This is a genomic window from Cognatiluteimonas lumbrici, assembly GCF_006476065.1.
Taxonomy (GTDB): domain Bacteria; phylum Pseudomonadota; class Gammaproteobacteria; order Xanthomonadales; family Xanthomonadaceae; genus Cognatiluteimonas; species Cognatiluteimonas lumbrici.
This window is the reverse complement of sequence record NZ_ML636798.1, coordinates 311735-337386: the sequence shown is the minus strand read 5'-3', so window position 1 is coordinate 337386 and position 25652 is coordinate 311735. Positions and strand designations below refer to the sequence as shown.

The window sequence follows — 25652 nt, the reverse complement described above, 5'->3', positions numbered from 1 at the left end:
GCCGGAGCCCCCGCGGCCGATTGTGCAGCGACAGTGGCGCCTGCGCGACTCCCCCGGGCTGGCGACCGCGGCCCCCTCAGGCCGAGCCGAGCCGTCGCCGGAGCTCCCCCAGCCGGAGGTCCCCCGGGGCGCCGGGGGAGACGCGGGCGGCTAGGCTGGCTTCGGGGTCGCCTTCGGCCCAGCGGGCGGGGTCGGCGGCCTGGCGGTAGGCGTCGCGGAAGGGGGTGCCCTGGCGGGCGAGGTCGACGGCGAGGTCGGTGGCGTACATGGCGGGTTCTAGGGCGGCGCGCATGGCCTCCTCGTTCCAGCGCATGCGGCGCAGGAGGTCGGGGAGCAGCGCGAGGGCCTGGATGCCCCTGCCGAAGCCGTGGAACAGGGCGCCCTTGGAAACCTGGAGGTCGCGGTGGTAGCCGGAGGGCAGCGACAGCAGGTGTTCGAGTTCGGCCTTGGCGGCGGCGACGCTGGCGTAGGTGCCGCGCATGAGTTCGATGACGTCGGGGTTGCGCTTGTTGGGCATGATCGAGCTGCCGGTGGTGTACTGCGGCGGCAGCGCGACGAAGCCGAACTCGGCGCTGGTGAACAGCGACAGGTCCCAGGCCAGGCGGCGCAGGTCGAGCATGGCGCTGCCGAGGGCTTCCAGCGCGGCCAGTTCGAACTTGCCGCGCGAGAGCTGGGCGTAGCTGGCGGCGAGCTGCAGGCGGCCGAAGCCGAGAGCCTCGGTGGAATGGTCGCGGTCCAGCGGCAGGTTGACGCCGTAGCCGGCGGCGCTGCCGAGCGGATTGGCGTCGATCCAGTCGCGGGTGTCGCGGGCGCGCACGGCGTCGTCGAGGAAGGCCTCGGCCCAGCCGGCCCACCACAGGCCCGCGGACGACACCACCGCGCGCTGCAGGTGGGTGTAGCCGGGCATCGGCAGCCCCTGCTCGGCCTCGGCGCGCTCCAGCGCGATGCCGGCGACCTCGCGCGCGATCGCGTGCACCTGGCCCAGCTGCTCCTTCAGCCACAGGCGGGTCGCGACCAGCACCTGGTCGTTGCGGCTGCGGCCGGCGTGGATGCGCTTGCCGGCGTCGCCGAGGCGCTCGACCAGGCGCGCCTCGATCGCCGAGTGGCCGTCCTCGAAGCGGTCGTCGAGCACGAAGGCGCCACTGCGGAAGTCGGCCGCCAGCGCGTCCAGTTCGCGGACGATGCCGTCGAGTTCCGCTTGCGACAGCAGGCCGATGCGCTGCAGGCCCTCGGCGTGGGCCTGGCTCGCCTGGATGTCGAACAGGAAGAACTCGCGGTCGAGCAGCACGTCGTCGCCGGCGAGGAAGGCCTGGATGTTCGCGTCCACTTCGACGCCGGGTTTTTGCCAGAGGAGATCGGACATGTGGGTTCCTTGCGGCGGCCGCGGCGCCAGCGCCGCTCCTACAGGGGGATGCCGGTGAGTTCGTGCAGGCCGAAGGCCAGGTTGAGGTTCTGCAGGGCTTGGGTGGCTGCGCCTTTGAGCAGGTTGTCCTCGGTGGCGACCACGACCAGGCGGCGCGCATCCGGGGACAGCGTGAAGCCGCCGATCTCGACATGGTGCCTGCCGGCGACGCGGCTGACCCAGGGCGCCTCGTCCACCACGCGCACCAGCGGCTCGTGGGCGTAGCGCTCGCGATAGCGGGCCTGGACTTCGTCGAGCGACGACGGCCGCGCCAGGTGCAGGTTCGCGGTCACTGTGATGCCGCGGAAGTGCGGCGCCACGTGCGGCATGAACTCCACCGGGTGGCCGAGCCGGCGCGTGACCTCGCGCTCGTGCACGTGGTCGGCGAGCGCGTATGGCATCAGGTTGTCGCGCAGGTTCGCGGGGTCGTTGCGCTCGGAAGGCGTGGTGCCGGCACCGGAGTAGCCGGACACCCCGAAGCACTGCACCGGCCCCGCGAGCAGGTCCAGCATCGGCGCCACCGCGAGCTGCATCGCGGTGGCGTAACAGCCGGGATTGGCGATGCGCCGCTGCCCCGCGTAGTCGTCGCGGGTGAGTTCGGGCAGGCCGTACCACCATGCGTCGTCGAAGCGATGGTCCGCGGACAGGTCCACGATCACCGGATCCGCGCCGGCGGCATCGAACGCGGCGACGCAGGCCGCGGCCTTGCCGTTGGGCAGCGCCAGCACCACCGCGTCGGCGCCGAAGCCGGGCAGGTCCTCGTGTCCAGGCGCGCCGTAGCGCAACTCGCCGCTGTATTCGGGTACGTGGTCGGCCACGCGCTGGCCGTCGAGCGCGCGCGAGGACACGAAGGCGAGCTCGAAGCGCGGATGGGCGGCGACCAGGCGGATCAGTTCGGCGCCGGTGTGGCCGCGGGCGCCGACGATGCCCAGCGTGATGCGCGGCTCAGCCATGGGCGTGCGCTCCCAGCCGCGCCCGCAGGCGTGCCTTCACCGCCGGCCATTCGACGTCGAGCAGCGAGAAGCACACGGTGTCGCGCAGGCTGCCGTCGCGGTGGCGCAGGTGCTGCCGCAGGATGCCCTCCTGGGTGGCCCCGAGCCGCGCGATCGCGGCGCGCGAGGCCGCGTTCTCGGTGCTGGTGTGGAAGCCGACGCTGGCGCAGCGCAGCGTATCGAAGGCGTGCTCGAGCAGGAGCAGCTTGGCCTCGGTGTTCACGCCGGTCCGCTGCACCGAACGCGCGTACCAGGTGTAGCCGATGCACAGTCGCGGGGTGTCCGGCAGCATCTCGTAGAAGCGGGTGCTGCCGACGATGCGACCGCCGGCATCGCGCACGGTGAATGCGAGCTGCTCGCCCCGTGCCTGCCTGGCGAGCGCGGATTCGATCCATGCGTCCACCTCGGCCGGCGCCGGCACGTTGGTGTACCAGAGCGTCCACAGCTCGCCGTCCGCCGCCGCGGCGCGCAGGCCGGCGGCATGCGCCGGCTGCAGCGGCTCGAGCCGGACGTGCGCGCCCTGCAGTGTCGGCGGCGTGCTCCAGTCGGCGCTCATGGCAGGTTCTCCAACGCGCGCTCCTCGAGGGTCGCGGGGCGGTGTTCGCAATGCTCCACGCAGGCGGCGATGTCGGCAAGCGCCTCGAAGCCGTACCAGAACACCTTCCAGCGCGGCTGCTTGAGGCAGCCGTCGCACTCGGCGAAGTAGAACGGGTTCACCGGGTTGCCGCGACGCGAGCGCCAGAACAGGCGCGGGGTCCGCTCGCGCATCACCTGCCACACGGCGCGCCCCAGGCCCTCGCCCTGGGCTTCGTCCAGGACCGCGAACTTGTCGAGGTAGATGCCCGCGTCCTCCCTGGTGAGGATGATCGCGGTGCGGTAATGCTCGCTCACGTAGGCACGGTGCAGCCGGGTGCGCTCGAAGTAGTCCGCGGCCAGCCTGCGCCCGAACGCGGACTCGACCAGCGTGCGCAGCCGCGGCAGGTCGAGCTGGTCCCAGGCCTCGGCCTGCAGCACCCGTTCGCCGCGCCGCACCAGCGTGCCCGAGCCCTTGTGCGTGAACAGCTCCTTGGCCAGTTCCACCGGACGGGTGATGGAGACCGAGGACGACGGCGGCAGGCCGTCCAGGAGCTGCTTGACCTGCTCCAGCTTCAGGCGCATGCCGCCGTCGATCCACGGCTGCGCCATCAGCCCGTCGTACTCGGTGGTCAGGTTGATCGAGTCGATGACCGTGCCCTCCCCGTCCAGCAGGCCGCCGGTGCCGGTGAGGAACACGATCTTGTACGGCTGCAGCTCGCGCACCAGCGCGTTGGCGGCGAAGTCGGCGTTGACGTTGAGGATCTGCCCGCCGGCGGTCTCGCCGAGGCTGGCGATCACCGGGATCGAGCCGGCCTTGAGCGCGGCGTGGATCGGCGCGAGCTGCACGCGCTGGACGTTGCCGACCAGCCCGAGCGTGGCCTGGTCCACGTAGCCGGCCTCGAACACGCCGGTGACGATCGAGGTGGCGCGCGCGTCCTCCGCCTGCAGCGCCTCGACCAGGGCCAGGTTCTGCGCATGGAACACCCGCCGAACCACCGCCAGCGCTTCCGCCGAGGTCACGCGCAGGCCGTCCACGGTGCGCTTGTCGATGCCGGCCGCGGCCAGCTCGGCGTCGAGCTGCGGCCCGGCGCCGTGGACCACGATCGGGGTCAGGCCGACGTCCTGCAGGAACGCCAGCGAGGACACCAGCGCCGGCAGGTCGTCGCGCAGCACCGCGCCGCCGACCTTGACCACGGCGAAGCGCGCGGCGTCGAGCTGCGAGAAGCGCTTGAGGTACTGCGAGACCTCCTTGGCGCTGCCCATGCTGGACAGCAGGCGGATGATGGTCTGTCGCGTTTGCAGGTCGTGGATGTTCATGGAGTTCAGGTGTGGGAGCGGCGGAAGCCGCGATCAGCCGATGATCCGAGCGACGGAGTCCGCATAGCGCTGCAGCTGCGCGAGCGACACCCACTCGTCCGCGGAGTGCGCCTGCGCGATGTCGCCGGGTCCGTAGACGAAGACGGTCATGCCGGCGCGCGAGAACAGCGAAGCCTCGGTCCAGAAGTCCACCGCGTTGCCGATCGGCAGGCCGAGCTCGTCGGCGAGGTCGCGCGCGGCCAGCCGGCGCTCCTCCGCCGCGGCGACGTCGCCGGCGGGCAGCGGCGGGCCGCGGAAGGTTTCCTCGTAGTGCGCGATCGGGCCGGCGCAACCGGCGAAACGCGCGTGCAACTCGTCGATGTCGTGCGACGGCAGCGGGCGGAACCCGAAGCGCAGCTCCGCCTCGGGCGCGACCACGTTCGCCTTGATCCCGCCCTCGATGCGGCCGATGTTGAAGCGCAGCCCGGTCAGGCCGCCGAAGCGGCGGTGCGATTCGGCTTCGACCAGGGCCAGTGCGCCGGCGCCCCAGCGCACCGCCTGGTGCAGCGCGCTGGCCTCCAGCGCGGACGCGGCCGAGGCGTGCCCCGCCTCGCCCCGGAAGCGCAGCAGCACCGAGCCGATGCCGCGGTGGGCGAGCACCGCCTCGCAGCCGGTCGGCTCGGCCACGATCGCTTCCGCGAACCCGTGATCCGTCCCCAGGAAGCCGGCGATGCAGCGCGCGTCGTTGGCTTCCTCGTCGCTGCTGAACAGGAACGCGGCGTCGCCGCCGGTGGCATTGGCCGCGGCAATCAGCCCGGCCGCCGCACCCTTGATGTCGCACGCGCCCAGTCCGATGGCGCGTTCGCCCTCCACGCGCAGGCGCCACGGATCGGCGCTCCATCCCGGCGAATCGGGCACCGTGTCCAGGTGCACGTTGAACACCCGCCGCGGATTCCCGCGCACCGCCAGCAACGACACCGCGCCATCGCCGTGGTCCGTCACTTCGCAACGGAAACCCGGCAACTGCGCCGCGATGTACTCGAAGATCCCGCCGGCACCGATCCGCCGCGGCGGATTCCGCGTGTCGAACGCCACCAGCGCCTCCAGGTGGCGCAGCACCTCAGGCAGCATCGCCGCTGCCCTTGCCGTTGACCTCGGCCCACAGGGTTGAGCTCATCCCGAACAGCCGGATGAACCCCTCCGCCTCCTCCACGCCCCAGTCCGCGCTCTGCGCGTAAGTGGCGGTGCCGGAACGCAGGATGTGGGGCGACTCGACGGCGACCGCGTCCACGCGGCCGCCGCGGGTCTCCAGCAGCACCTCGCCGTTGACGGTGCGCTGCGACGACGCCAGGAACGCCTCCACGTCGGCCTTCAACGGGTCGTGCCAGAAGCCCTCGTAGACAAGCTCCACCCACTTGCGCGCGACCTGCGGCTTGAAGCGGTTCTGCTGCTTGCCGAGGACCGCCTCCTCGAGCGCGCGGTGCGCGGCGAGCAGCGCGGCCAGGCCCGGCGCCTCGTACACGATCCGGCCCTTGAGCCCGATGGTGGTGTCGCCGGTGTACAGCCCGCGGCCGACGCCGTACTGGGCGAACATCGTGTTGAGGCGCGCCAGCAGCTCCTGGCCGGCGAGCGGCTTGCCGTCCAGCGCGACCGCTTCGCCGCGCTCGAAGCGCAGCCGCGCCTGAAGCGGCTCGGCCGGCCACTGCTCGCGCCGCGCGCACCAGCCGCGCGCGCCCTCGCCCGGCGCCTGCCAGTCGTCGATCTCGCCGCCGGACAGGGTCACGCCGAGCAGGTTCTCGTTGATGGTGTAGGCCTTCTGCTTCGCGTTCACGGCGAAGCCGCGCTGCTCGAGGTAGGCCTGTTCGTAGGCGCGGGTCTGCGCGTGCTGCTTCTGGATCTCGCGGATCGGGGCGACGATCGCCCAGTCGCCGGTGGCCCCGCTCCTGGTGGACATGACGGCCAGGTCGAAACGCACCTGGTCGTTGCCCATGCCGGTGCAGCCGTGGGCAACGGCATTGGTCCCCAGCTCCCGCGCCCGGGCGAGCACCGCGTCCACGATCAGGTAGCGGTCGGAGACGAGCAGCGGGTACTGGCCCTGGTAGCCCTCGCCCGCCCACACGAACGGGCGCACGAAGTCGCGCCACAGCGCCGGCCCGCCATCCACGGTGCGATGCGAGGCGACGCCCAGTTCGGCCGCGCGCGCCTCGATCGCCGCGCGCTCGGCGGCGCCCACGCCGCCGGTGTCGGCGAACACGGTATGCACGGTCCAGCCCTGCTCCTGCAGGTACGGCACGCAGAAGCTGGTGTCGAGCCCGCCGGAGAATGCCAGCACGATGTCCCGGTTCATGCCGCGCCTCCTGCCAGCCACGCCATCACCGCCTTCTGCACGTGCAGCCGGTTCTCCGCCTCGTCGATGGCGATGCAGCGCGGCGAGTCCATCACCGCGTCGGTGGCCTTGACGTTGCGGCGCAGCGGCAGGCAGTGCGAGAACACGGCGTCGTTGGTCAGCGCCATCTTGGCCTCGTCCACGATGAAGTGGCGGTAACGGTCGCGGATCGCCTTCTCCGCGGCCCAGCTGCCGAAGAACGGCAGCGCGCCCCAGCTCTTGGCGTAGACCACGTCGGCGCCCGCGTAGGCGGCTTCGATGTCGTGGCTGACGTGCAGCGAGCCGCCGGCCTCGGCCACGTTGTCGCGCGCCCAGCCCATGTAGCGCTCGTCGAGCACGTAGTCGGGCGTGGGGCACAGCAGGGTCACGTCCATGCCCAGGCGGGTGGCGATGGTGAGCGCGGAGTTGGCGACCGCGGTGTTGAGCGGCTTGGGGTGGTAGGTCCAGGTCAGCACGTACTTCTTCCCGCGCAGGTCGTTGGTACCGAAGTGCTCGCGCAGGGCCATCGCGTGCGCCAGTTCCTGGCAGGGATGGGTGATGGTCTCCATGTTCACGACCGGCACGGTGGCGTGCCGGGCGAAGGCCTGCAGTACCCGGTCCTGGCGGTCCAGCGACCAGTCCGTGAACTTCGGGAATGCGCGCACGCCGATCAGGTCGCAGTAGCGGCCGAGCACCTTCGCCACCTCGGCGATGTGCTCCTCGGCGTCGCCGTCCATCACCGTGCCGAGGTCGAACTCGATCGGCCAGGCGTCCTTGCCCGGCTGCAGCACGATGGCGTGCCCGCCGAGCTGGAACGCACCGAGCTCGAAGCTGGCGCGGGTGCGCAGCGAGGCGTTGAAGAACACCAGCGCGATGGACTTTCCCTTCAACGCTTCGCCGACCGGCGCGCGCTTGAAGCGGGCGGCGGCGGCCAGCAGCGCGTCCAGCTCGGCGCGGGAGAGGTCCTGGGTATTGAGGAAATGCTTCATTGGCGGGACTCGGGACTCGGGACTCGGAAAAGCAAAAAGCCCGGCGCTGGGCCGGGCTTTTATCGGAGGTGCAGTTGCGCGTCCGGGTTACCCAGCGGGAATGTGGGCTTCCAGGCGGCGCGCGCGCGAGGTCATGCCAGCGGCCATGCGGGCGCTGGTCAGGACGGAGGCGTTGGCGCTGGGGTGGTTCATCGGCGCGCATCCTCGCACGCGCGGGGGCCGCGGGCAAGCACCGGTCATTCCCCGTCGGGCGGGGCCACGTAGGGCTCGAGGGTCACCTGGACCTTGAGCCGGTGGCCGGGGTCGTAGGGCAGCCGCGAGCGGTACTTCATGCCGCGGTAGATGTAGTCCACGTCGTAGGCGATCGGACGCCGGAACTCGCGCTCCACCCGGACCATGCGGCAGTCCTCCGCGGACGGCGCGGGGGCAGGCGCTTCCTCCTCCCCGCCCAGCGCGTCCTTCACCTTGTCCACCAGGCGCGCGATCCCGCGGCGCGGCGGCTCCTCCGCCTCCGCGCCTTCGCACTGCTGCTCCATGCGGCTGGCGGTGAGGGTCTGGTACACCGGGGTCACGCTCAGCACCTTGGCGTAGCCGGTGCGGACGTTGCGCTTGGGCACCACCGTTTCCTGCGCGGCGGCCGGCAGCGCCAGCGCGGCCAGCAGCACGCACGCCAGTAGCAGGCACGCGAAGGCCAGGCGGCCTTGCGGGCGCGCCTGCGCTGGGCAGGAGGCGGGACGGGACGGTTCCACGGGGCAACAGTGTATGCGCTGCGGCTCCGGAAACGGCTGAATCATCGCTGTCGGCGGCCGGGCCGTTTAGAATCGCGGGCCCATGAGCCTGCACCTCCACAACAGCCTGACGCGACGGCTGGAGCCGTTCGCGCCCCTGGACCCGGGCTGCCCGACGATGTACCTGTGCGGGCCCACGGTCTACAACTACGTGCACATCGGCAACGCGCGTGGGCCGGTGGTGTTCGACGTGCTGGCGCGCCTGCTGCGCCGGCGCCACGGCGACCTGCGCTTCGCCCGCAACATCACCGACGTGGACGACAAGATCAACGCCGCGGCCCGCGAGGCCGGGGTCCCGATCGCCAGGATCACCGACCGCTACGCGGCGGCCTACCGCGAGGAGATGGCTGCGCTGGGGGTCTCGGCCTACGACGTCGAGCCGGAGGCCACCGCGCACATCCCCGAGATCATCGCGATGATCGAGCGGCTGGTCGCGTCCGGCCACGCCTACGCCGCCGAGGGCCACGTGCTGTTCTCGGTGGCCAGCTTCGGCGACTACGGCAAGCTGTCGCGCCGCGACCCGGAGGAGATGCTGGCCGGCGCGCGGGTCGAGGTAGCTCCGTACAAGCGCGACCCCGGCGACTTCGTGCTGTGGAAGCCCTCGACCCCGGACCTGCCCGGCTGGGATTCGCCCTGGGGTCGCGGCCGCCCGGGCTGGCACATCGAGTGCTCGGCGATGGCCGCGGCGCACCTGGGCGAGACCATCGACATCCACGCCGGCGGCGTGGACCTGCAGTTCCCGCACCACGAGAACGAGATCGCGCAGAGCGAGTCGGCGCACGGCAAGCCGTTCGCGCGCTTCTGGCTGCACAACGGGATGCTCGAGTTCGGCGGGGCGAAGATGTCGAAGTCGGTCGGCAACATCGAGAAGGTGCACGACCTGCTGCAACGGCATCCGGCCGAGGCCCTGCGCCTGGCGCTGCTGTCGGCCCACTACCGGCAGCCGCTGGACTGGACCCCGCGCCTGATCGAGCAGTCGGTGAGCACGCTGGACCGGCTGTACGGCACCCTGCGCGACCTGGCGGACGTGGAAGCGACCCCGGTGATCCCCGCGGCGGTCGAGGCCGCGCTCGACGACGACCTCAACACGCCGGCGGCGCTGGCCGCGATCGCGCGCATCGCCGGCGAGGCGCGCAAGGCGACCGAACCCGCGGAGCGTGCGCGCCTGAAGGGCGAGCTGCTCGGTGCCGGCGCGGCGCTCGGCCTGCTGCAGCAGGATCCGGCGCAGTGGTTCGCGCGCGGCGCCTCCGGCGACGACGACGCCCGCATCCAGGCGCTGGTGGACGAACGCACCGCGGCCAAGCAGGCGCGCGACTTCGCGCGCGCCGACGCGATCCGCGCGCAGCTCGCAGGCGACGGCATCGTGCTCGAGGACACGCCGCAGGGCGTGCGCTGGACCCGCAAGGCACCGGCATGAACGACGCGCCCTTCCCGCTCGAAGCCACCGCCGCCGAGGCGCAGGCCGCGATCGCCGACGAGTTCGCGTTCTTCGGCGACTGGTCCGAGCGCTACCAGTACCTGATCGACCTCGGCCGCAAGCTGCCGCCGTTCCCCGAGGAGTGGAAGACAGAGGAACACCGGCTGCACGGCTGCCAGTCCAAGGTCTGGATCGTGCCGTCCGGCGACGCCGCGCGGCTCGACTTCGCCGCGGTCAGTGATTCCGCGATCGTGTCCGGCCTGGTGTACCTGGCGCTGCGCGTGTATTCCGGGCGCCCGGCCGCCGAGATCCTGGCCACCGAACCGGACTACATCGCCGCGATCGGGCTGTCGAAGCACCTCTCGCCGACCCGCAGCAACGGCCTCGCGGCGTTGCTCGGCTTCATCCGCGCGCGCGCCGAGGCGGCGCTCGCGGCCCCGTGAGATCGCTGCTCCCGGCGCCTGGTTCGCCGTTGCGGAACGGCCCGTTCCTGCAGTTGCTGGTCTACCGCCTGAGTTCGATCCTGTCCTACCAGGTGGTGGCGGTGACGGTCGGCTGGCACGTCTACGAGATCACCCGCAACCCGTTCTCGCTCGGCCTGATCGGCCTGGCCGAGGTCATCCCCTACTTCTGCACCGCGCCCTTCGCCGGCTACCTGGTGGACAACGTGCACCGGCGCAAGCTCGGGGCGCTGGCGTGCGCGCTGCTGGCGGTCACGCCGCTGCTGCTGGTCGCGATCACCCTCGGCTGGCTGCCGACGTCCGGGGTCGGCGCGATCTACGCCGCGATCCTGCTGACCGGCTCGGTGCGCTCGTTCCTGGGCCCGGTGTACAACGCGCTGTTCGCGCGGGTGCTGCCGCGGCAACAGTACGCGCACGGCGCCGGCTTCGGCAGCGTGGTGTTCCAGGCCGGCCTGGTGGTCGGGCCGGCACTGGGCGGCGCCCTCACCGGTTTCGCCGGCAAGCACGTCGCCTACGCCACCGCGGTCGGCTTCGCGCTGGTGGCGATGGTCGCGGTGCGCCTGCTGCGCGTCACCGAACCGCCGCCACCGCCGAAGCAGCCGGTGCTGCGCAGCATCGCCGAGGGCGCGCGCTTCGTCTGGGGACACCAGATCCTGCTCGCGGCGCTGGCGCTGGACATGTTCGCGGTGCTGCTCGGCGGCGCGGTGGCGCTGCTGCCGGCCTTCATCAAGGACATCCTGCACGCCGGGCCGGAGGCGCTCGGCATCCTGCGCGCGGCGCCGGCGCTGGGTTCGATCTGCGTGGCCACCTGGCTCGCGCGCAAGCCGCTGGAACGCAACGCCGGCCGTATCCTGTTGTACGCGGTGGCCGGCTTCGGGCTGTGCAACATCGGCTTCGGGCTGTCCACCAGCCTGTGGCTGTCGGCCGCGTTCCTGCTGTTCTCCGGCGCCTGCGACGGGGTCTCGGTGGTGGTGCGCTCGACCATCCTGCAACTGGCCACGCCGGACGCGATGCGCGGCCGTGTGTCGTCGATCAACGGCATTTTCATCGGCTCGTCCAACGAGCTCGGCGCGTTCTACGCCGGCTCGATGGCGCGGCTGCTCGGGCTGGTGCCGGCGGTGGTGCTCGGCGGCTGCGTGACCATGGGCGTGGCCGCGGTCACCGCCCTGCGCGCGCCGCGCCTGCGCCGGCTGGACCTGCGCGAGCTGCAGTAGCAGGCACATGACCTGGATCAGGCGCATCGGGCCGTGCAAGGGGTAAGCTCAGGTCATGACCCGCCGTCGCCGTCGCAACTGGTTCCAGCGTACCGCCCTGCTGGCGATGACGGCGCTGCTGTGGTCTCAGGTCGCGCTGGCCGGTCATGCTGGTTGCCTGGATGCCGCTGGCAACCCGACGATTCCGGGCGCCATGGGTGCCCATCACGACCACGACCACGGCCACGACTGCGATCCCGCCCCGGCGGGCGATGCGCTGTGTACCGCGCATTGCACCGAGGGGGACATTTCGGCGGACAGTGCGCGGATCCCGCCGGTTCCCCCCCTGTTGATCGGAACTTGGCTCCCCTGGTTCGCCGTAGCCGAGGTCGTTCATGGCGTGCCGGCGGTCACGTCCCTCTGGGTGGACTCGCCACCCAGGTCCGCTTGGCACCGCCCGACCGCGCATCCGGCTGCGCTCCTGCTGATTTGATGCCCGAACGCTGACTGAGCCGCACGCCTGTGCGGCGCAGTCATGTTGCGTTCGCGCCGTGCTTCGCCACGGCCCTGCTCTCGTTCGGCCTCCGGACAATGCCATGGCATCCTCGTTCAAGCTGCTTCCCTGCGTGCTGGCCGGCGCCCTGTTGACGCTGGCGCTACCCTCTGTCGCAACCGAACCCGTCCCGGGACACAGTCTCGAGTCGGTCCACGCCTGGGTTCTCGAACACAACCCCGAGTTGCGGGCACTGGACTTCGAGACCCAGGCCGCCGAAGCGCGGATCCTGCCTGCAGGCGCCCTGCCCGACCCGACGGCCTCCGTTGGATTCCGCGGCCTCGACCCCGAAACGCCCTGGCGCGCCGCCGGCGCCCATCGCGAGGTGGAATACGCGCTGCGCCAGCACGTCCCGCTGTGGGGCAAGCGCGACCTGGCACGGACCGTCGCGCGCCAGGGCGCGGCTGCGATCGGACTCGACCGCATCACCACGGCTCGCGACCTGCTGGCAGAGGCTGAAACGGCCTACGTGCGCTACTGGCATGCCGACCAGGCCGTGGCCGTGCTCGACCGCCGCATTGCCCTGCTCCGCCAGGTCGAAGAAATGGCCGGTGTGCGCTACGCCCTGGGGCGCGCGGCGCAGCAGGATGCCATCCGCGCCCAAGTCGAGCAGACCAGCCTCCGGCGCGAGCGGATCGAACGCCTCGCGGCCAAGCAGGAGGCGGCTGCCACGCTGAACGCCGTGCTCGGGCGCCGTTCCGATGCACCGCTGGCGACGCCCGACGAGGCACCGCCCCTCGTCGTTCACAGTGCCTCGCTCGCCGAGGCACTGGATGGCGCCGATGCGCACCCGGCGGTCCGCGCACAGCAGGCCCGCGCCGAAGCGGCGCGCACCAACGTGGTACTGGAGCGTCGCAACCGCTTTCCCGACATCACCGTCGGCGTGGGTGCGATGCAGCTCGGCAACGGTATCGAAAGTACCGAGCTGATGCTGGAGGTCGAGATCCCGTTCCAGCAGCGCGCCCGCCGCGAGCGCGAGCGCGAATCGCGCCTGCTCGAAGCCGCGGCGCTGGCGCGGATGGACGCCACGCTGCGGGCCGTGGAGGAACGCGGCGCCTCCGCCTGGTCCCAGTGGACCAGCGCACGCGAACGCCGGGGGCTGATCGAGAACACGCTGCTGCCGCAGGCCGACGCCACCTGGCAGTCCGCGCTTGCCAGCTACCAAGTCGGCGAAGTCGACTTCGGGACATTGCTGGAAGCACTCAACGAATGGCAGGGCGCCGACCTCGCACGGGTCGATGCACTGCGTGACGAACTGTTGGGCGCCGCCGCCGTGCGCGCCATCGAAGGAGAGATCCGATGACCCGTGCCCAGACCCTGTCGCTCGCCATCGGCACCGTCCTCGCCGCCCTCGCCGTCGGCTGGATGGCCGGCCGGGCGACGAACGACTCCACGAGCGCAAACAGGTCCGCCGAGGCGCCGGCCGCGGAACGCAAGGTGCTCTATTACCGCAATCCCATGGGCCTTCCGGACACCTCGCCAGTGCCCAAGAAGGATCCGATGGGCATGGACTATGTTCCGGTCTATGCCGACGACGCCCCGCCGGCGGCGCCTGGAACGGTGGTGCTGCCACCTGACAAGGTGCAAGCGCTGGGCGTGCGCACCGAAGCGGTAAAGCGCGAGGACCTGGCCACCACGGTGCGCACTAGCGGCACCGTCGAGGTCGACGAGACCCGTCAATACGCGATCGCGCCGCGCTTCGAAGGCTGGGTGGAGCGGCTGTACGCGAACCAGACCGGCATGCGGGTCCGCGCCGGGCAGCCGCTGCTGTCTGTCTACAGTCCACAGCTGGCCGCGGCGCAGCAGGAGTACCGGCTGGCCGACGAGACTGCCCGCAGGCTGGCCGAGTCCGACCCCGCGAGCGCGGCGTCGATGGTCCGCCTGCGCGATGCCGCCCGGACCCGTCTGCGCAACTGGGAGATCAGCGGTTCGCAATTGGGCAAGACGGCCCTGGTCCTCACCGCACCCGCGAACGCGGTCGTGATCGAAAAACCGGTCGTCCAGGGCGCGCGCTTCGAAGCCGGCGAAACCATCCTGCGACTGGCGGACCTGTCGACGGTGTGGGTGATCGCCAAGGTGCCGGCGGCGCAGGCCGCGGGCATCAAGCCCGGCCAGCCGGCCCGGTTTGAAACCGTGGCCCTGCCGGGCCAGGTAGCCGAGGGCGAAGTCACCTTCGTGCAGCCGGTCATCGATGCGGCAACGCGCACCGTGGACGTGCGTATCGCCTTGCCCAACCTCGATGGCGACCTGCGGCCGGGGCTTTACGGGACGGTGCTGCTCGAGGAGCCCGGAGCCGGACCGGTCCTGACCATTCCGCGCTCGGCCGTGCTCGACAGCGGCACGCGCCAGGTGGTGCTGGTCGAGACCGGCCCCGGCCGCTTCGCACCGCGCGACGTCACTCTGGGTCGGCGCGGCGGCGATCGCGTCGAAGTGCTTGAGGGCATCGCCGAAGGCGAACAGGTCGTGGTCTCGGCCAACTTCCTGATCGACGCGGAAAGCAACCTGCAGTCGGCGCTGGAAGGTCTTGGCGGTGGTGCCACCGGCCACGAGGGCCACTGACATGCTGGCACGCCTCATCGAATGGTCGGTCCGCAACGTCTTCCTGGTGCTGGTGATGACGCTGGCGATCGTAGCCGGCGGCATCTACGCGCTGATGAACACGCCGCTGGACGCACAGCCTGACCTGTCGGATGTGCAAGTGATCGTGTTCACCGAGTACCCGGGGCAGGCGCCCCAGGTGGTCGAGGACCAGGTGACGTATCCGCTGACCAGCGCCCTGCTCGCGGTACCGAAGTCGAAAGACGTCCGCGGGTTCTCGTTCTTCGGCGCCTCCTTCATCTACGTCATCTTCGAGGAAGGCACGGACCTGTACTGGGCGCGCTCGCGCGTGCTCGAAAACCTCAACGTCGCGTCGAAGAACCTGCCTCCTGGCGTGGCACCCGCACTGGGCCCCGACGCCACAGGCGTGGGCTGGGTCTACCAGTACGTGCTGAAAAGCGACCGCCACTCGCTGGACGAGCTGCGCGCCATGCAGGACTGGTACCTGCGCTACCAGCTCACTACCGCGCCCGGCGTGGCAGAGGTCGCCAGCGTCGGCGGCTTCGTGCGCCAGTACTCGATTACCGTCGATCCGGTCCGGCTGCGCGAGTTCGACATCCCGATTTCGCGGGTGTCGGAAGTGATTGCCACGAGCAACCGCGACGTCGGCGGCCGCGTGATCGAGATGGCCGAGACCGAGTATATGGTCCGGGGCCGCGGCTACCTGCGCGGCATCGAGGACATCGAGAGTCTTGTGCTGCGCGCCGAAGGGGGCGCACCGGTGTTGATCAGAGACGTCGCCCGGGTCGAACTGGTACCCGACGAGCGCCGTGGTATCGCCGACCTGGACGGCCAAGGCGATGTCGTGGCCGGGATCGTCATTGCGCGATTCGGCGAGAACGCCTTGGCCGTGATCGGCGGGGTGAAGGACAAGATCGCGGAACTTGCACGCGGTCTGCCCGAAGGCGTCAGCGTCCAGGCGGTCTACGATCGGTCCGATCTCATCGTGCGTGCGATCAAGACGCTGCGCACGACACTGCTTGAGGAGAGCCTGATCGTCGCGCTGGTGTGCCTGCTGTTCCTGTTCCATGCGCGCAGCGCACTGGTCGCGATCGTCATGTTGCCGGTCGGCGTGCTGATCGCGGTGATCGCGATGCGTGCGCTGGGCATGAACTCCAACATCATGAGCCTGGGCGGCATCGCGATCTCGATCGGCGTGATGGTCGACGCGGCGATCGTGATGATCGAGAACGCGCACAAGCACATCGAGCGCTCCGACGGCTCCCGCAGCCGAGCCCAGCTGATCATCGACGCCTGCCGGGAGGTCGGGCCGGCGCTGTTCTTCAGCCTGATGATCATCACTGTCTCGTTCCTTCCGGTATTCGCGCTGGAAGCGCAGGAAGGCCGCCTGTTCAAGCCACTGGCGTTCACCAAGACGTTCGCGATGGCGGGGGGCGCGCTGCTTTCGGTCACGCTGGTGCCGGTGCTCATGCTGCTGTTCGTGCGCGGCAAGATCGTGCCTGAGCACAAGAACCCGGTGAACCGGTCCCTGATCGCGGCCTATCGGCCCGTGATCGACGTCGTGCTGCGGTACCGGATGGCGACCATCGCGATCGCGCTGGTCGCCCTGTTCGCCAGCCTGTGGCCGGCGTCGCGGCTGGGCAGCGAGTTCATGCCCACGCTCAACGAGGGCACGCTGCTGTACATGCCCACGTCGCTCCCGGGTATGTCAGTGACCAAGGCGTCGGAGCTGCTGCAGCAGCAGGACCGGATCATCAAGGGCTTTCCGGAAGTGGAGTCGGTGTTCGGCAAGGCGGGCCGCGCCCTGACCGCCACTGATTCGGCGCCGCTGGAGATGTTCGAAACCGTCATCAACCTCAAACCCGAGGACCAATGGCGCGACGGCATGACCATCGACAAGCTCATCGCCGAGATGGACGAGGCGTTGAAGTTCCCGGGCGTCGCCAACTCCTGGACGATGCCGATCAAGGCGCGCACCGACATGCTGGCCACCGGCATCCGCACGCCCGTGGGCATCAAGCTCTTCGGCAACGACCTGGAACAGCTGGACGCCCTCGCCACCGAGATCGAAGCCGTGGTGCGCGAAGTGCCAGGGACGACCAGCGCATTCGCCGAACGCCTGACCGGCGCTTACTACCTGGACATCACCCCCGACCTGGCCCGCCTGGCCCAGTACGGCGTCACTCTGGGCGAGGTGCAGGACGTGGTGGCGGCCGCGCTGGGCGGCGAGATCGTCACCACCATCCTCCAGGGCCGAGAGCGCTTCAGCGCGATCGTGCGCTATCCACGCGAGCTGCGCGACGACCCGCACAGGATCGGAACCCAGGTCCTGGTGCCGGTGCCCGGCGGCGCCCAGGTGCCCCTCGGCGAGTTGGCGCGGATCGAGGTCAAGAAAGGGGCGCCGAGCATCCGCACCGAGAACGCGATGCTGGCGGCCTACATCTACGTCGATACGCGTCAGAGCGATCTGGGCCGCTACGTGAAGTCAGCGCAGGAAGCGGTCGCCGAACAGGTGCAGTTTCCACCGGGCTACTACGTGACCTGGAGCGGTCAATACGAGTACATGCAGCGTGCCGCCGAAAAGATGCGCGTTGTCGTTCCGGTGACGCTGGCGCTGATCTTCCTGCTGCTGTACCTCAACTTCCGCCGCGTCACCGAGTCGTTGATCGTGATGCTGTCGGTGCCGTTCGCGCTGGTCGGCGGTGTGTGGCTGATGTGGCTGCTCAACTACAACGTCAGCGTCGCCGTGATCGTCGGCTTCATCGCGCTGGCCGGCGTCGCCGCGGAAACCGGCGTGGTGATGCTGATCTATCTCGACCACGCGCTGGAGGCTCGCGCCGCGCAGCGCCGCGCCGAAGGCCGCTCGCTGGATGCCGGCGACCTGCGCGAGGCGATCATCGAAGGCGCGGTCGACCGCGTGCGCCCGAAGATGATGACCGTGGTCGCGATCATGGCCGGCCTGCTGCCGATCATGTGGAGCACAGGCACCGGTTCGGAGGTCATGCGCCGCATCGCCGCGCCGATGGTGGGTGGCATGGTTTCGTCGACGGTGCTGACGCTGATGGTGATTCCGGCACTGTACTCGCTGATCAAGCAGCGGCAGCTGGCCGTGCGTTCAGCCATTCCCGCAGAGAGCGAAGCGTCATAGCCGCCCACCCACAGGAGCACCCATGAACAACAAAACCAGTCCCACCCTCCAGTTCCTCGGTGCCGCGGGCACCGTCACCGGCTCGCGCTACCTGGTCGAGGCCAACGGCCATCGCTTGCTCGTCGACTGCGGCCTGTTCCAGGGCTACAAGCAGTTGCGCGACCGTAACTGGGCTCCGTTTCCGGTCGAACCGTCATCGATCGACGCGGTGGTCTTGACCCACGCCCACTTGGACCATTCGGGCTACCTGCCCGCCCTGGTCAAGCAGGGATTCAGCGGACGCATCCATTGCACTCGCGGCAGCGTCGCCCTGTGCGGCCTGCTGCTGCCTGACAGCGGACACCTGCTCGAGGAGCAGGCGGAATACGCCGCGCGCAAGGGCTACTCGAAGCACGCGGAGCCGCGGCCGCTCTATACGGAGGATGACGCCCGCCGCAGCCTGAAGCAGCTCAAGGGGCATGACTACGGTCTCGACATCGAGGTCGCGCCCGGCTTTACGGTCCGCTTCCATCCGGCAGGCCACATCCTGGGCGCCGCCCACGTCAGCATGGACGTCCAGAACCAGCGCCTGCACTTCAGCGGTGACCTGGGGCGGCAGCACGAGTCGCTGATGAATCCGCCGACGCCGCTTCCTGCCTGTGACGTGCTGGTCTGTGAATCGACCTACGGCAACCGGGCCCATGTCGCGATCGATCAGGAGGTCGAGCTCGCGCCGATCATTCGCCGGGTGGCCGCCCGTGGTGGCGTGATCGTCATCCCGGCGTTCGCCGTCGGTCGCGCCCAGGCACTCATGCTTCATATCGCCCGGCTGCGTGAGCGCAATGAGATCCCACGTGTACCGGTCTTTCTCAACAGTCCGATGGCGGTCAACGCCACCGGGCACTACCACGCCCATCACGACGAGCACCATGTCTCGGACGAAGACTGCCAACGGATGTTCGATGTGGCCACTTTCGTCAACACCGTGGAGGAGTCAAAGGCGCTCAACCGCCAGCGCGGGCCGATGATCATCATCTCGGCCAGCGGCATGATCACCGGCGGGCGCGTGTTGCACCACATCGAGGCGTTCGGCCCCGATGACCGCAACGCGATCCTGCTCGCGGGCTACCAGGCCGGAGGAACACGCGGTGCCGCGCTGGCGGCAGGCAAGCGCACGTTGCGCATGTTCGGCCGCGAGGTCCCCATCCGCGCTGAAGTGGTGCAGCTGGAAGGCTTCTCCGGCCACGCCGACGCCGGGGAGTTGCTGGACTGGATGCGCACCGCGCCGTCCGCGCCGCGCGTGGTGTACCTCACCCATGGCGAGCCCGATGCAGCCGACACACTGCGCGCGCGCGTGCAGCGTGAACTGGGCTGGCGTGCGCGCGTGCCGGAGCACCTGGAGCAAGTCGGATTGGAGGATGCGAGATGACCACGCAGGCCCCGGGCCACACCCGCCTGCGCGTCACCCGTGCCGGCATCGACACCTACCAGCAGCCGGTGGTCTATATGCACCGTGACTGCGAAGTCTGCCGCTCGGAAGGCTTTGCCGCGATGACGCGCGTGAGGCTGGACGTCGGCGCGCGCACGCTGGTGGCGACGCTGAACGTGGTCGTCGACGATCGGCTCGGCCTCGACGAGGTGGCGCTGTCGGAGGCCGCGTGGACGCTCCTCGATCCCATGCCCGATGCCCTCGCCCGGGTGCGGCATGCGGAACCCGCGTCGTCGGCAGGCGCGCTCCGCGCCAAGGTGTTCGGGGCACGGCTGGACGACGCGCAGTACCTCGCCCTGGTGCAGGACGTGATGGAAAGCAGGCTGTCGGACCTGGAGCTTGCGGCTTTCGTCACGGCCAGCGCGGGCGACCGCCTCGACAACGCCGAGACGACCTCGCTGACACGGGCCATGATCGCCGTTGGCCAGCGCCTGGATTGGGGCGATGGGCCGGTGCTGGACAAGCATTGCGTCGGCGGCCTGCCCGGCAATCGCACCACGCCGATCGTGGTGGCCATCGTGGCTGCGCTGGGCTACCGCATCCCGAAGACGTCCTCGCGCGCGATCACGTCGCCCGCGGGCACCGCCGACACCATGGAGGTCATGGCGCCCGTGGCGCTCGATCTGGCGGCGATGCGCCGGGTGGTGGAGCGCGAGGGCGGCTGCATCGTCTGGGGTGGCAACGTGCGCCTGAGTCCGGCCGACGACATCCTGATCCGGGTGCAGCGCCCGCTGGATTTCGACAGCGACGGTCAACTGGTGGCCAGCGTGCTGTCGAAGAAGATAGCCGCGGGCTCCACCCACGTCCTGATCGACATGCCGGTGGGTCCGACCGCCAAGGTGCGTGGTGAGGCCGCGGCCCACAGCCTCGGCACGCGGCTTGCCCACACCGCGGGCGCGCTTGGATTGCAGTTGGGCATCCATCGCTCCGACGGCAGCCAGCCGGTGGGGCGGGGAATCGGTCCGGCGCTCGAGGCGCACGATGTGCTCAAGGTGCTGCGCAACGCAGCCGATGCACCCGCCGACCTTCGCGAACGTGCACTTGCGCTGTCCGCGGCGCTGCTGGACATGGCACCGGGCAGCAACGCCGGCACCGGACTGGAGCGCGCGCGCGGCGTGCTGGATTCCGGGGCGGCGCTGGCCAAGTTCCTGGCGATCTGCGAGGCCCAGGGAGGCTTCCGCGAACCGCCACGGGCGGCGTTCACCGCCGACGTCCCGGCGCCTGCATCGGGCCGCATCGCGGCGATCGACAACCGCAGGCTGGCCAAACTGGCCAAGCTGGCCGGCGCCCCGACATCCCCCACCGCCGGCCTCGAGACCGGTCTGCGGATCGGCGATACGGTCGAGCGGGGACAGCCCATGATGACCCTGCATGCGGAGTCGCCGGGAGAACTGGCCTACGCCCTGGAGCACGCCGCGACGCTGCAACCCTTTGTGCTTGGAGAGGTTCCATGACCCGTGTGCTGATGCCCTTCCCGGCCGATGCAGTGTTGGCCGGCAACATCAACCAGCCCCTGCAGGCGCGCATTGCACCCGTGGCTTGGCGGCACTTCCCAGATGGCGAGTCGCTGGTCACCCTGGACGACGCACTGGCCGGAGCCGATGTGGCGCTCCTGGCCAGCCTGCGCAACGCCGATGCCACGGCCCTCCCGTTGCGCTTCGCCGCCCGGACCGCGCGCGAGTTCGGGGCTAGTTCGGTCGGCCTCATCGCACCCTACCTGGGGTATATGCGCCAGGACACCCGCTTCCATCGCGGCGAGGCGGTCAGTGCACCGCTGTTTGCGCAATTCCTCGAAGAGGCTTTCGACTGGCTGGTGACCGTGGACCCGCACCTGCACCGCGTCGAGCGCCTGCAGTCGCTCTACCGCATTCCGACGGTCCACGTATCGGCGACGCCGGCCGTGGCCCGCTGGATCGCTGAGACCGTCCCCGACGCTGTGCTGATCGGCCCTGACAGCGAGAGCGAGCAGTGGGTAGCGGACATCGCCGCCCTGTCCGGCATGCCCTACCAGGTGCTGGCCAAGGAGCGGCACGGCGACTACGACGTGCGCGTCAGCCTGCCCGACCCGGCAGCCGTGGCTGGTCGGACTCCGGTGCTGATCGACGACATCGTGTCGTCCGGCCACACGATCCTGGAGACCCTCGCACACCTGCGCCGGTTGTCGTTGCCGTCGCCGTTGCTGGTCGCCATCCATCCGGTGTTCGCAGGCGACGCCTATGCCCGCCTGCAGGAGGCGGGCCTGGCCCGCATCGTCAGCACTGACACCATTTCCCACCCCTCCAACGCCATCGCGCTGGGTGCGGACCTCGCCGCCGCGGCATCGACCCTGATGACCGCTTCGACCGATTCCCCGGAGGACCCATGAACCTGCATCTCAACTGCTGCACCGCCGACCAGCTGTCGGCCGCCGAGCGCCAGCGGATCCTTGAACTCGCCGACGCCCACCGGCAGGCCGATCCCGCGTTCGCCCACTGGGCGGCCGGCTACGGGGTGATCCGACATGACCCGCTTACCCAGCTCCGGGTCCGCCAGATGGTGCACGAGCTGGTCGCCCTGGGCCGCACGCCGGATGCCGGCACCGCATGGCAGCGGCTCGCCGCGGCCGACCGCGTCACCAGCGCCGGCATGTGGCTGGTGGCGCACATGACCTACAGCCAGCGCGTTCGTACCGACGGCGCGGCCCTGGAGGTCGATGATTTCAAGACCACGCCTGAAGGCCACACCGGCGGGTCCCTCAACATGGTGCCCGCCTACGCCGGCTACCTGCTGATGGATTCCCTGGATGGCGTCACCCGCGCGTGGATGATGGGCCAGGGGCACTGCGTGGCCGCCATCGACGCGCTGAACGTGCTGGTTGGCAACATGACCGACCGGCACGCCGAACGTTACGACCGCACCGGCGAAGGGCTGAGCCGGTTCGTAAGCGACTTCTATGCCTACACCCTCAATCCGGACGGAACGCCGGCGTCGCCCCTCGGCTCCCACGTCAATGCGCACACCGCCGGGGGCGTGATGGAAGGCGGCTATCTCGGCTTTGCCGAGCTGCAGTACGTGCATGCGCCGCTCAAGGATGAACGCCTGGTCGCCTTCCTCAGCGACGGTGCGTTCGAGGAACAGCGTGGCAGCGACTGGGCGCCACGCTGGTGGCGCGCCGAGGACAGCGGACTGGTCAGCCCGATCATCATCCTCAACGGGCGCCGCATCGAACAGCGCAGCCAGATCACCCAGCAGGGCGGCGAGCGGTGGCTGGACCGGCACCTGCGATTGAACGGCTTTGATCCGATCGCGCTGGACGGGCGCGATCCGGCCAGCATCGCGTGGGGCATCCACGTGATGGAGTCGCGCCTGCAAGCGGGCGCCGCTGTTCCCGCCGACGTGCGGCTGCCCTATGGCATCGCCGAAACCGTCAAGGGCTTCGGCTTCCCCGGCGCCGGGACCAACGCCTCGCACAACTTGCCGCTGCCGGGGAATCCGGCGAAGGATGCCGCGGCGCGCACGCTCTTCAATGAAGGCGCAGCGGCGCTGTTCGTGGCCGCGTCGGAGCTCGAGCAGGCCGTTGCCGCACTCAACAGCCACGATCTCCAGCAGCGGGTGCGCGAGCGCGACCATGCGCTGGCCGATCGCCAGGTGGAACCGCCCCGCGTCCCGGCGATCGCCGACCGCGGCGCCGGCGGTGAGAGCTCGCCAATGACCGCACTCGACGAGCAGTTCGTCGCCATCGCCGAGGCGAATCCGGGACTGCGGGTGCGCGTGGGCAATCCCGATGAGCTGCGCAGCAACAAGCTCGACCGGACCCTGGACGCGATGAAGCACCGGGTGCACGAGCCCGAGCCCGGCGTCGCCGAATCGCCAACCGGCGCGGTCATCACTGCGCTCAACGAAGAAGCCGTGGTCTGCGCGGCGCTCGGCAACAAGGGCGGGCTAAACCTGGTGGTCACCTACGAGGCGTTTGCACCGAAGATGCTCGGCGCCGTACGTCAGGAACTGATCTTCGCCCGCCACCAGGCCCAGGCCGGGCGCCCACCCGGCTGGCTGGGCGTGCCCCTGGTGCTGACCTCGCACACGTGGGAGAACGCGAAGAACGAACAGTCCCACCAGGATCCGACCATGGCCGAGGCACTCATGGGCGAAATGGCCGACATTTCGCGCGTGGTGTTCCCGCCGGACGCCAATGGCGCTGCCGCCGCCCTCGCCCGCGCCTACGCGCAACGGGGCACGGTCACCACACTGGTCGTTCCCAAGCGTCCGGTGCCTCATGAGCTGACCCCGCAGCAGGCCCAGGCACTGGCCGAGACCGGCGCAACATGCCTCGCCGGCGATCCGGAGACGGCGGCGATCCTGCTGGTGGCCACCGGCGCGTACCAGCTGCAGGAAGTGCGCCGCGCACAGGCGCGTCTGGCCGCACGCGGAATGTCGGCCGCGATCGTCTATCTCGCCGAACCCGGCCGATTTCGCGCCCCGCGCGATCCGGAGGAGGCAAGGTACGTGCACTCCGACAGTGCGGTCCAAGCGCTGTTTCCGGTGGGCCGGCCGCGCGTATTCGTTACCCACACCCGTCCGGAGCCCTTCCTCGGTGCGCTGCGCCGACTCGACACCGGCCCCACCACCACCGCGGCGCTGGGCTTCGTCAACCGGGGCGGCACACTGGACGTGCCGGGCCTGCTGTTCGCCAACCGCAGCACCTGGGCGCACGTGGTTGACGCGGCTGCGGGCGTCCTCGGCGAGTCCCGCGACAACCTGCTGTCCGAAGCGGAGCTGGCGGCCGTGGATGGTCGCGGCGATCCGACCGCCATCCTGCGCGCGGAAGCGGGGCCGGCATCGTGAGCAGGCCGGCCAGGACCTCGCGCTGATGGCGGGCACGGTGCGCCGCGGAGGCCAGATCGCCTGGGCCGGACTGACTCTCGGGGTCGCGGTGTTGCGCCTGCGCCGACGCAGACCCGAACGGCTTCCCGCGTACGTCAGCGCCACCCTGGTGGGGCTGGGTACCACCTTCGTCAAGCTGGGCCAGGGTTTGAGCCTGCGCTGGGACCTGCTGCCGGCGCCCTATCGCGAGGCATTGTCGCGGTTGCACAGCGACGTGCCGGCATTTCCTGCTGACCAGGCCAGACACATGGTCGAGCAGGCGTTCGGCGCCTCCGTCGAAGAGCTTTTCGCCAGCTTCGATGACCATCCGCTGGCCGCCGCGTCGGTGGCTCAGATCCATCCGGCACGCATGCATGACGGTCGCAACGTGGTCGTCAAGGTCACCCGGCCCGGCATCCACGCTCAAGTGCAGGCTGACCTGCGGCTGCTTCGACGCACGCTGCGCGTAGCCCAGTGGATCTGGCCGCCTCTGAAGCGACACCGCCCCCTCGAACTGGTGGACGAGCTGGGCGCATTCCTGCGCGATGAAATCGACATGCGTCACGAGGCGCAGAACATGCGCCGCATGGCGAAGGTGCTCGATGCCCTGCCCGGCATCACACAGCCACATGTCGTTGAGCCCTACGCCACCCGCGACGTGCTGGTCCAGGATCGTAGCCACGGCACCCGCCTGGAAGCCGCTTATGGAACGGCGGCGGCTCCCGCACTGGCAAGGGCGCTGCTCGGTGCCTACGTGCATCAGCTCTTCGGCGCCGGCGTCTTCCATGCCGACCCGCACCCGGGGAATCTGTTCTTCTTTGACGACGGTCGCCTGTGCCTGCATGACTTTGGCTCGATCGGCGTGCTCGACCCTGCATCCCGGCTCGCGCTCGGCGGCATGGTCGAGGCCATTGCGGCCGACGACGCCGAGGGCGTGCTGGATGCAGCGATCGCCATGGGCTTCTTCCCGCCGCAGGTCGACCGCCGCTCGCATGTGCGCGAGATCCACCTGATCCTGGCCGAGATGGCCAGCCGTCCGCTGGCGCAGTGGTCCATTGCCGAGGCAATCTGGCGCGTGGCACGCATTGGGCAGGGCGCTGGCTTCCGGCTTCCGGCCCACCTGCTGTCCCTGATCCGGACGCTGTTCCTGGTCGAGAACACGCTGCGGGCACTGGATCCGGATCTGGACCTGCTGGGGACGCTGTCGGCACAGGCGGCCGAGATCGCCGACATCGCCGACGCCAGCCGCCCCAGCGGCAACAGGCCGCTTGCCATGCGGCTGGCCCGCACTGCGCGCCAATTGCCACAGATCGCCACCGACCTGTTGCGGCAGGCGCAACTGAGCGACGGACGACCCGCCTTCTCCGTACACCACCATGGCCTGAGTTCCACGCAGGAGGCAATCGCGCGCACGGGCAACCGGCTGGCGTTGGCCCTGGTCACCTTGGGCCTGTACGTAAGCGGTGCGCTGTTGAGCCTGCATTCCGACGGCCCGCAAGTGTTCGGTCACATGCCTTTCCTGGCTATGGTGGCTTTCGCTGCTGCGGGATTGCTCTCACTGCGGCTGGTGATGGCCATCGCCAGATCGGGACACTTGTAACAG

The 25652-nt window shown here is 70.1% G+C and carries 20 protein-coding genes; 12 read left to right on the top strand and 8 right to left on the bottom strand.

Translation table 11 applies throughout. The annotated features are described in order from the left end of the window. Window positions 1–76 precede the first annotated feature (76 nt). From argH to E4F25_RS01690, 8 genes are all read right to left on the bottom strand, one after another. Window positions 77–1363, bottom strand: coding sequence for an argininosuccinate lyase (gene argH / locus E4F25_RS01725; RefSeq protein WP_140908548.1), 1287 nt, complete (start codon window positions 1361–1363; stop codon window positions 77–79). A 38-nt stretch (window positions 1364–1401) separates the two neighbouring features. Further along, the gene (argC, locus tag E4F25_RS01720) at window positions 1402–2355 is read right to left on the bottom strand and encodes an N-acetyl-gamma-glutamyl-phosphate reductase (RefSeq protein ID WP_140908547.1); all 954 of its coding nucleotides are present in this window, start codon (window positions 2353–2355) and stop codon (window positions 1402–1404) included. Then, the gene (locus tag E4F25_RS01715) at window positions 2348–2950 is read right to left on the bottom strand and encodes a GNAT family N-acetyltransferase (protein WP_140908546.1); all 603 of its coding nucleotides are present in this window, start codon (window positions 2948–2950) and stop codon (window positions 2348–2350) included. The genes argC and E4F25_RS01715 overlap by 8 nt, the downstream gene beginning before the upstream one ends. Next, the gene (locus E4F25_RS01710) at window positions 2947–4287 is read right to left on the bottom strand and encodes an acetylglutamate kinase (RefSeq protein ID WP_140908545.1); all 1341 of its coding nucleotides are present in this window, start codon (window positions 4285–4287) and stop codon (window positions 2947–2949) included. Before E4F25_RS01710 ends, E4F25_RS01715 begins: the two co-directional genes overlap by 4 nt. A 33-nt stretch (window positions 4288–4320) precedes the next feature. Then, window positions 4321–5397, bottom strand: a complete 1077-nt coding sequence (locus E4F25_RS01705) for an acetylornithine deacetylase (protein WP_140908544.1) — start codon at window positions 5395–5397, stop codon at window positions 4321–4323. After that, entirely contained in the window at window positions 5387–6613 is a 1227-nt protein-coding gene (locus tag E4F25_RS01700) for an argininosuccinate synthase (protein ID WP_140908543.1), read from the bottom strand. Before E4F25_RS01700 ends, E4F25_RS01705 begins: the two co-directional genes overlap by 11 nt. Then, window positions 6610–7620, bottom strand: coding sequence for an N-acetylornithine carbamoyltransferase (locus E4F25_RS01695; protein ID WP_140908542.1), 1011 nt, complete (start codon window positions 7618–7620; stop codon window positions 6610–6612). The genes E4F25_RS01700 and E4F25_RS01695 overlap by 4 nt, the downstream gene beginning before the upstream one ends. 236 nt (window positions 7621–7856) lie before the next feature. Then, window positions 7857–8369 (bottom strand): hypothetical protein, encoded by a 513-nt coding sequence (locus E4F25_RS01690; protein WP_246069700.1) that lies wholly within the window; start codon window positions 8367–8369, stop codon window positions 7857–7859. A gap of 82 nt (window positions 8370–8451) precedes the next feature. On the opposite strand from E4F25_RS01690, the gene cysS reads away from it, so the two are divergent. The 12 genes from cysS (at window position 8452) to E4F25_RS01630 (ending at window position 25649) form a co-directional block, all read left to right on the top strand. After that, window positions 8452–9825 (top strand): cysteine--tRNA ligase, encoded by a 1374-nt coding sequence (gene cysS / locus E4F25_RS01685; protein ID WP_140908541.1) that lies wholly within the window; start codon window positions 8452–8454, stop codon window positions 9823–9825. Then, entirely contained in the window at window positions 9822–10268 is a 447-nt protein-coding gene (locus E4F25_RS01680; protein ID WP_140908540.1) for a SufE family protein, read from the top strand. The genes cysS and E4F25_RS01680 overlap by 4 nt, the downstream gene beginning before the upstream one ends. Further along, a complete protein-coding gene (locus E4F25_RS01675; protein ID WP_140908539.1) occupies window positions 10265–11500 on the top strand; it encodes an MFS transporter in 1236 nt (411 codons plus the stop codon). The genes E4F25_RS01680 and E4F25_RS01675 overlap by 4 nt, the downstream gene beginning before the upstream one ends. A 55-nt stretch (window positions 11501–11555) precedes the next feature. Then, window positions 11556–11972: a hypothetical protein gene (locus tag E4F25_RS01670; protein ID WP_140908538.1), complete on the top strand. Its 417-nt coding sequence runs from the start codon at window positions 11556–11558 to the stop codon at window positions 11970–11972. A 103-nt stretch (window positions 11973–12075) separates the two neighbouring features. After that, window positions 12076–13335, top strand: a complete 1260-nt coding sequence (locus E4F25_RS01665) for a TolC family protein (protein WP_246069699.1) — start codon at window positions 12076–12078, stop codon at window positions 13333–13335. Continuing rightward, window positions 13332–14591 (top strand): efflux RND transporter periplasmic adaptor subunit, encoded by a 1260-nt coding sequence (locus E4F25_RS01660; protein WP_246069698.1) that lies wholly within the window; start codon window positions 13332–13334, stop codon window positions 14589–14591. The genes E4F25_RS01665 and E4F25_RS01660 overlap by 4 nt, the downstream gene beginning before the upstream one ends. 1 nt (window position 14592) lies before the next feature. Then, a complete protein-coding gene (locus E4F25_RS01655; protein WP_140908537.1) occupies window positions 14593–17739 on the top strand; it encodes an efflux RND transporter permease subunit in 3147 nt (1048 codons plus the stop codon). 22 nt (window positions 17740–17761) lie between these two features. Continuing rightward, the gene (locus E4F25_RS01650; protein ID WP_140908536.1) at window positions 17762–19147 is read left to right on the top strand and encodes an MBL fold metallo-hydrolase RNA specificity domain-containing protein; all 1386 of its coding nucleotides are present in this window, start codon (window positions 17762–17764) and stop codon (window positions 19145–19147) included. After that, complete coding sequence (locus E4F25_RS01645) at window positions 19144–20661, top strand: thymidine phosphorylase family protein (protein WP_140908535.1); 1518 nt, start codon at window positions 19144–19146, stop codon at window positions 20659–20661. Before E4F25_RS01650 ends, E4F25_RS01645 begins: the two co-directional genes overlap by 4 nt. Beyond that, window positions 20658–21572, top strand: coding sequence for a ribose-phosphate diphosphokinase (locus E4F25_RS01640; protein WP_140908534.1), 915 nt, complete (start codon window positions 20658–20660; stop codon window positions 21570–21572). The genes E4F25_RS01645 and E4F25_RS01640 overlap by 4 nt, the downstream gene beginning before the upstream one ends. Beyond that, window positions 21569–24031 (top strand): phosphoketolase family protein, encoded by a 2463-nt coding sequence (locus tag E4F25_RS01635; protein WP_229823122.1) that lies wholly within the window; start codon window positions 21569–21571, stop codon window positions 24029–24031. The genes E4F25_RS01640 and E4F25_RS01635 overlap by 4 nt, the downstream gene beginning before the upstream one ends. Continuing rightward, window positions 23976–25649, top strand: a complete 1674-nt coding sequence (locus E4F25_RS01630; protein WP_246069697.1) for an ABC1 kinase family protein — start codon at window positions 23976–23978, stop codon at window positions 25647–25649. Before E4F25_RS01635 ends, E4F25_RS01630 begins: the two co-directional genes overlap by 56 nt. Window positions 25650–25652 lie beyond the last annotated feature (3 nt).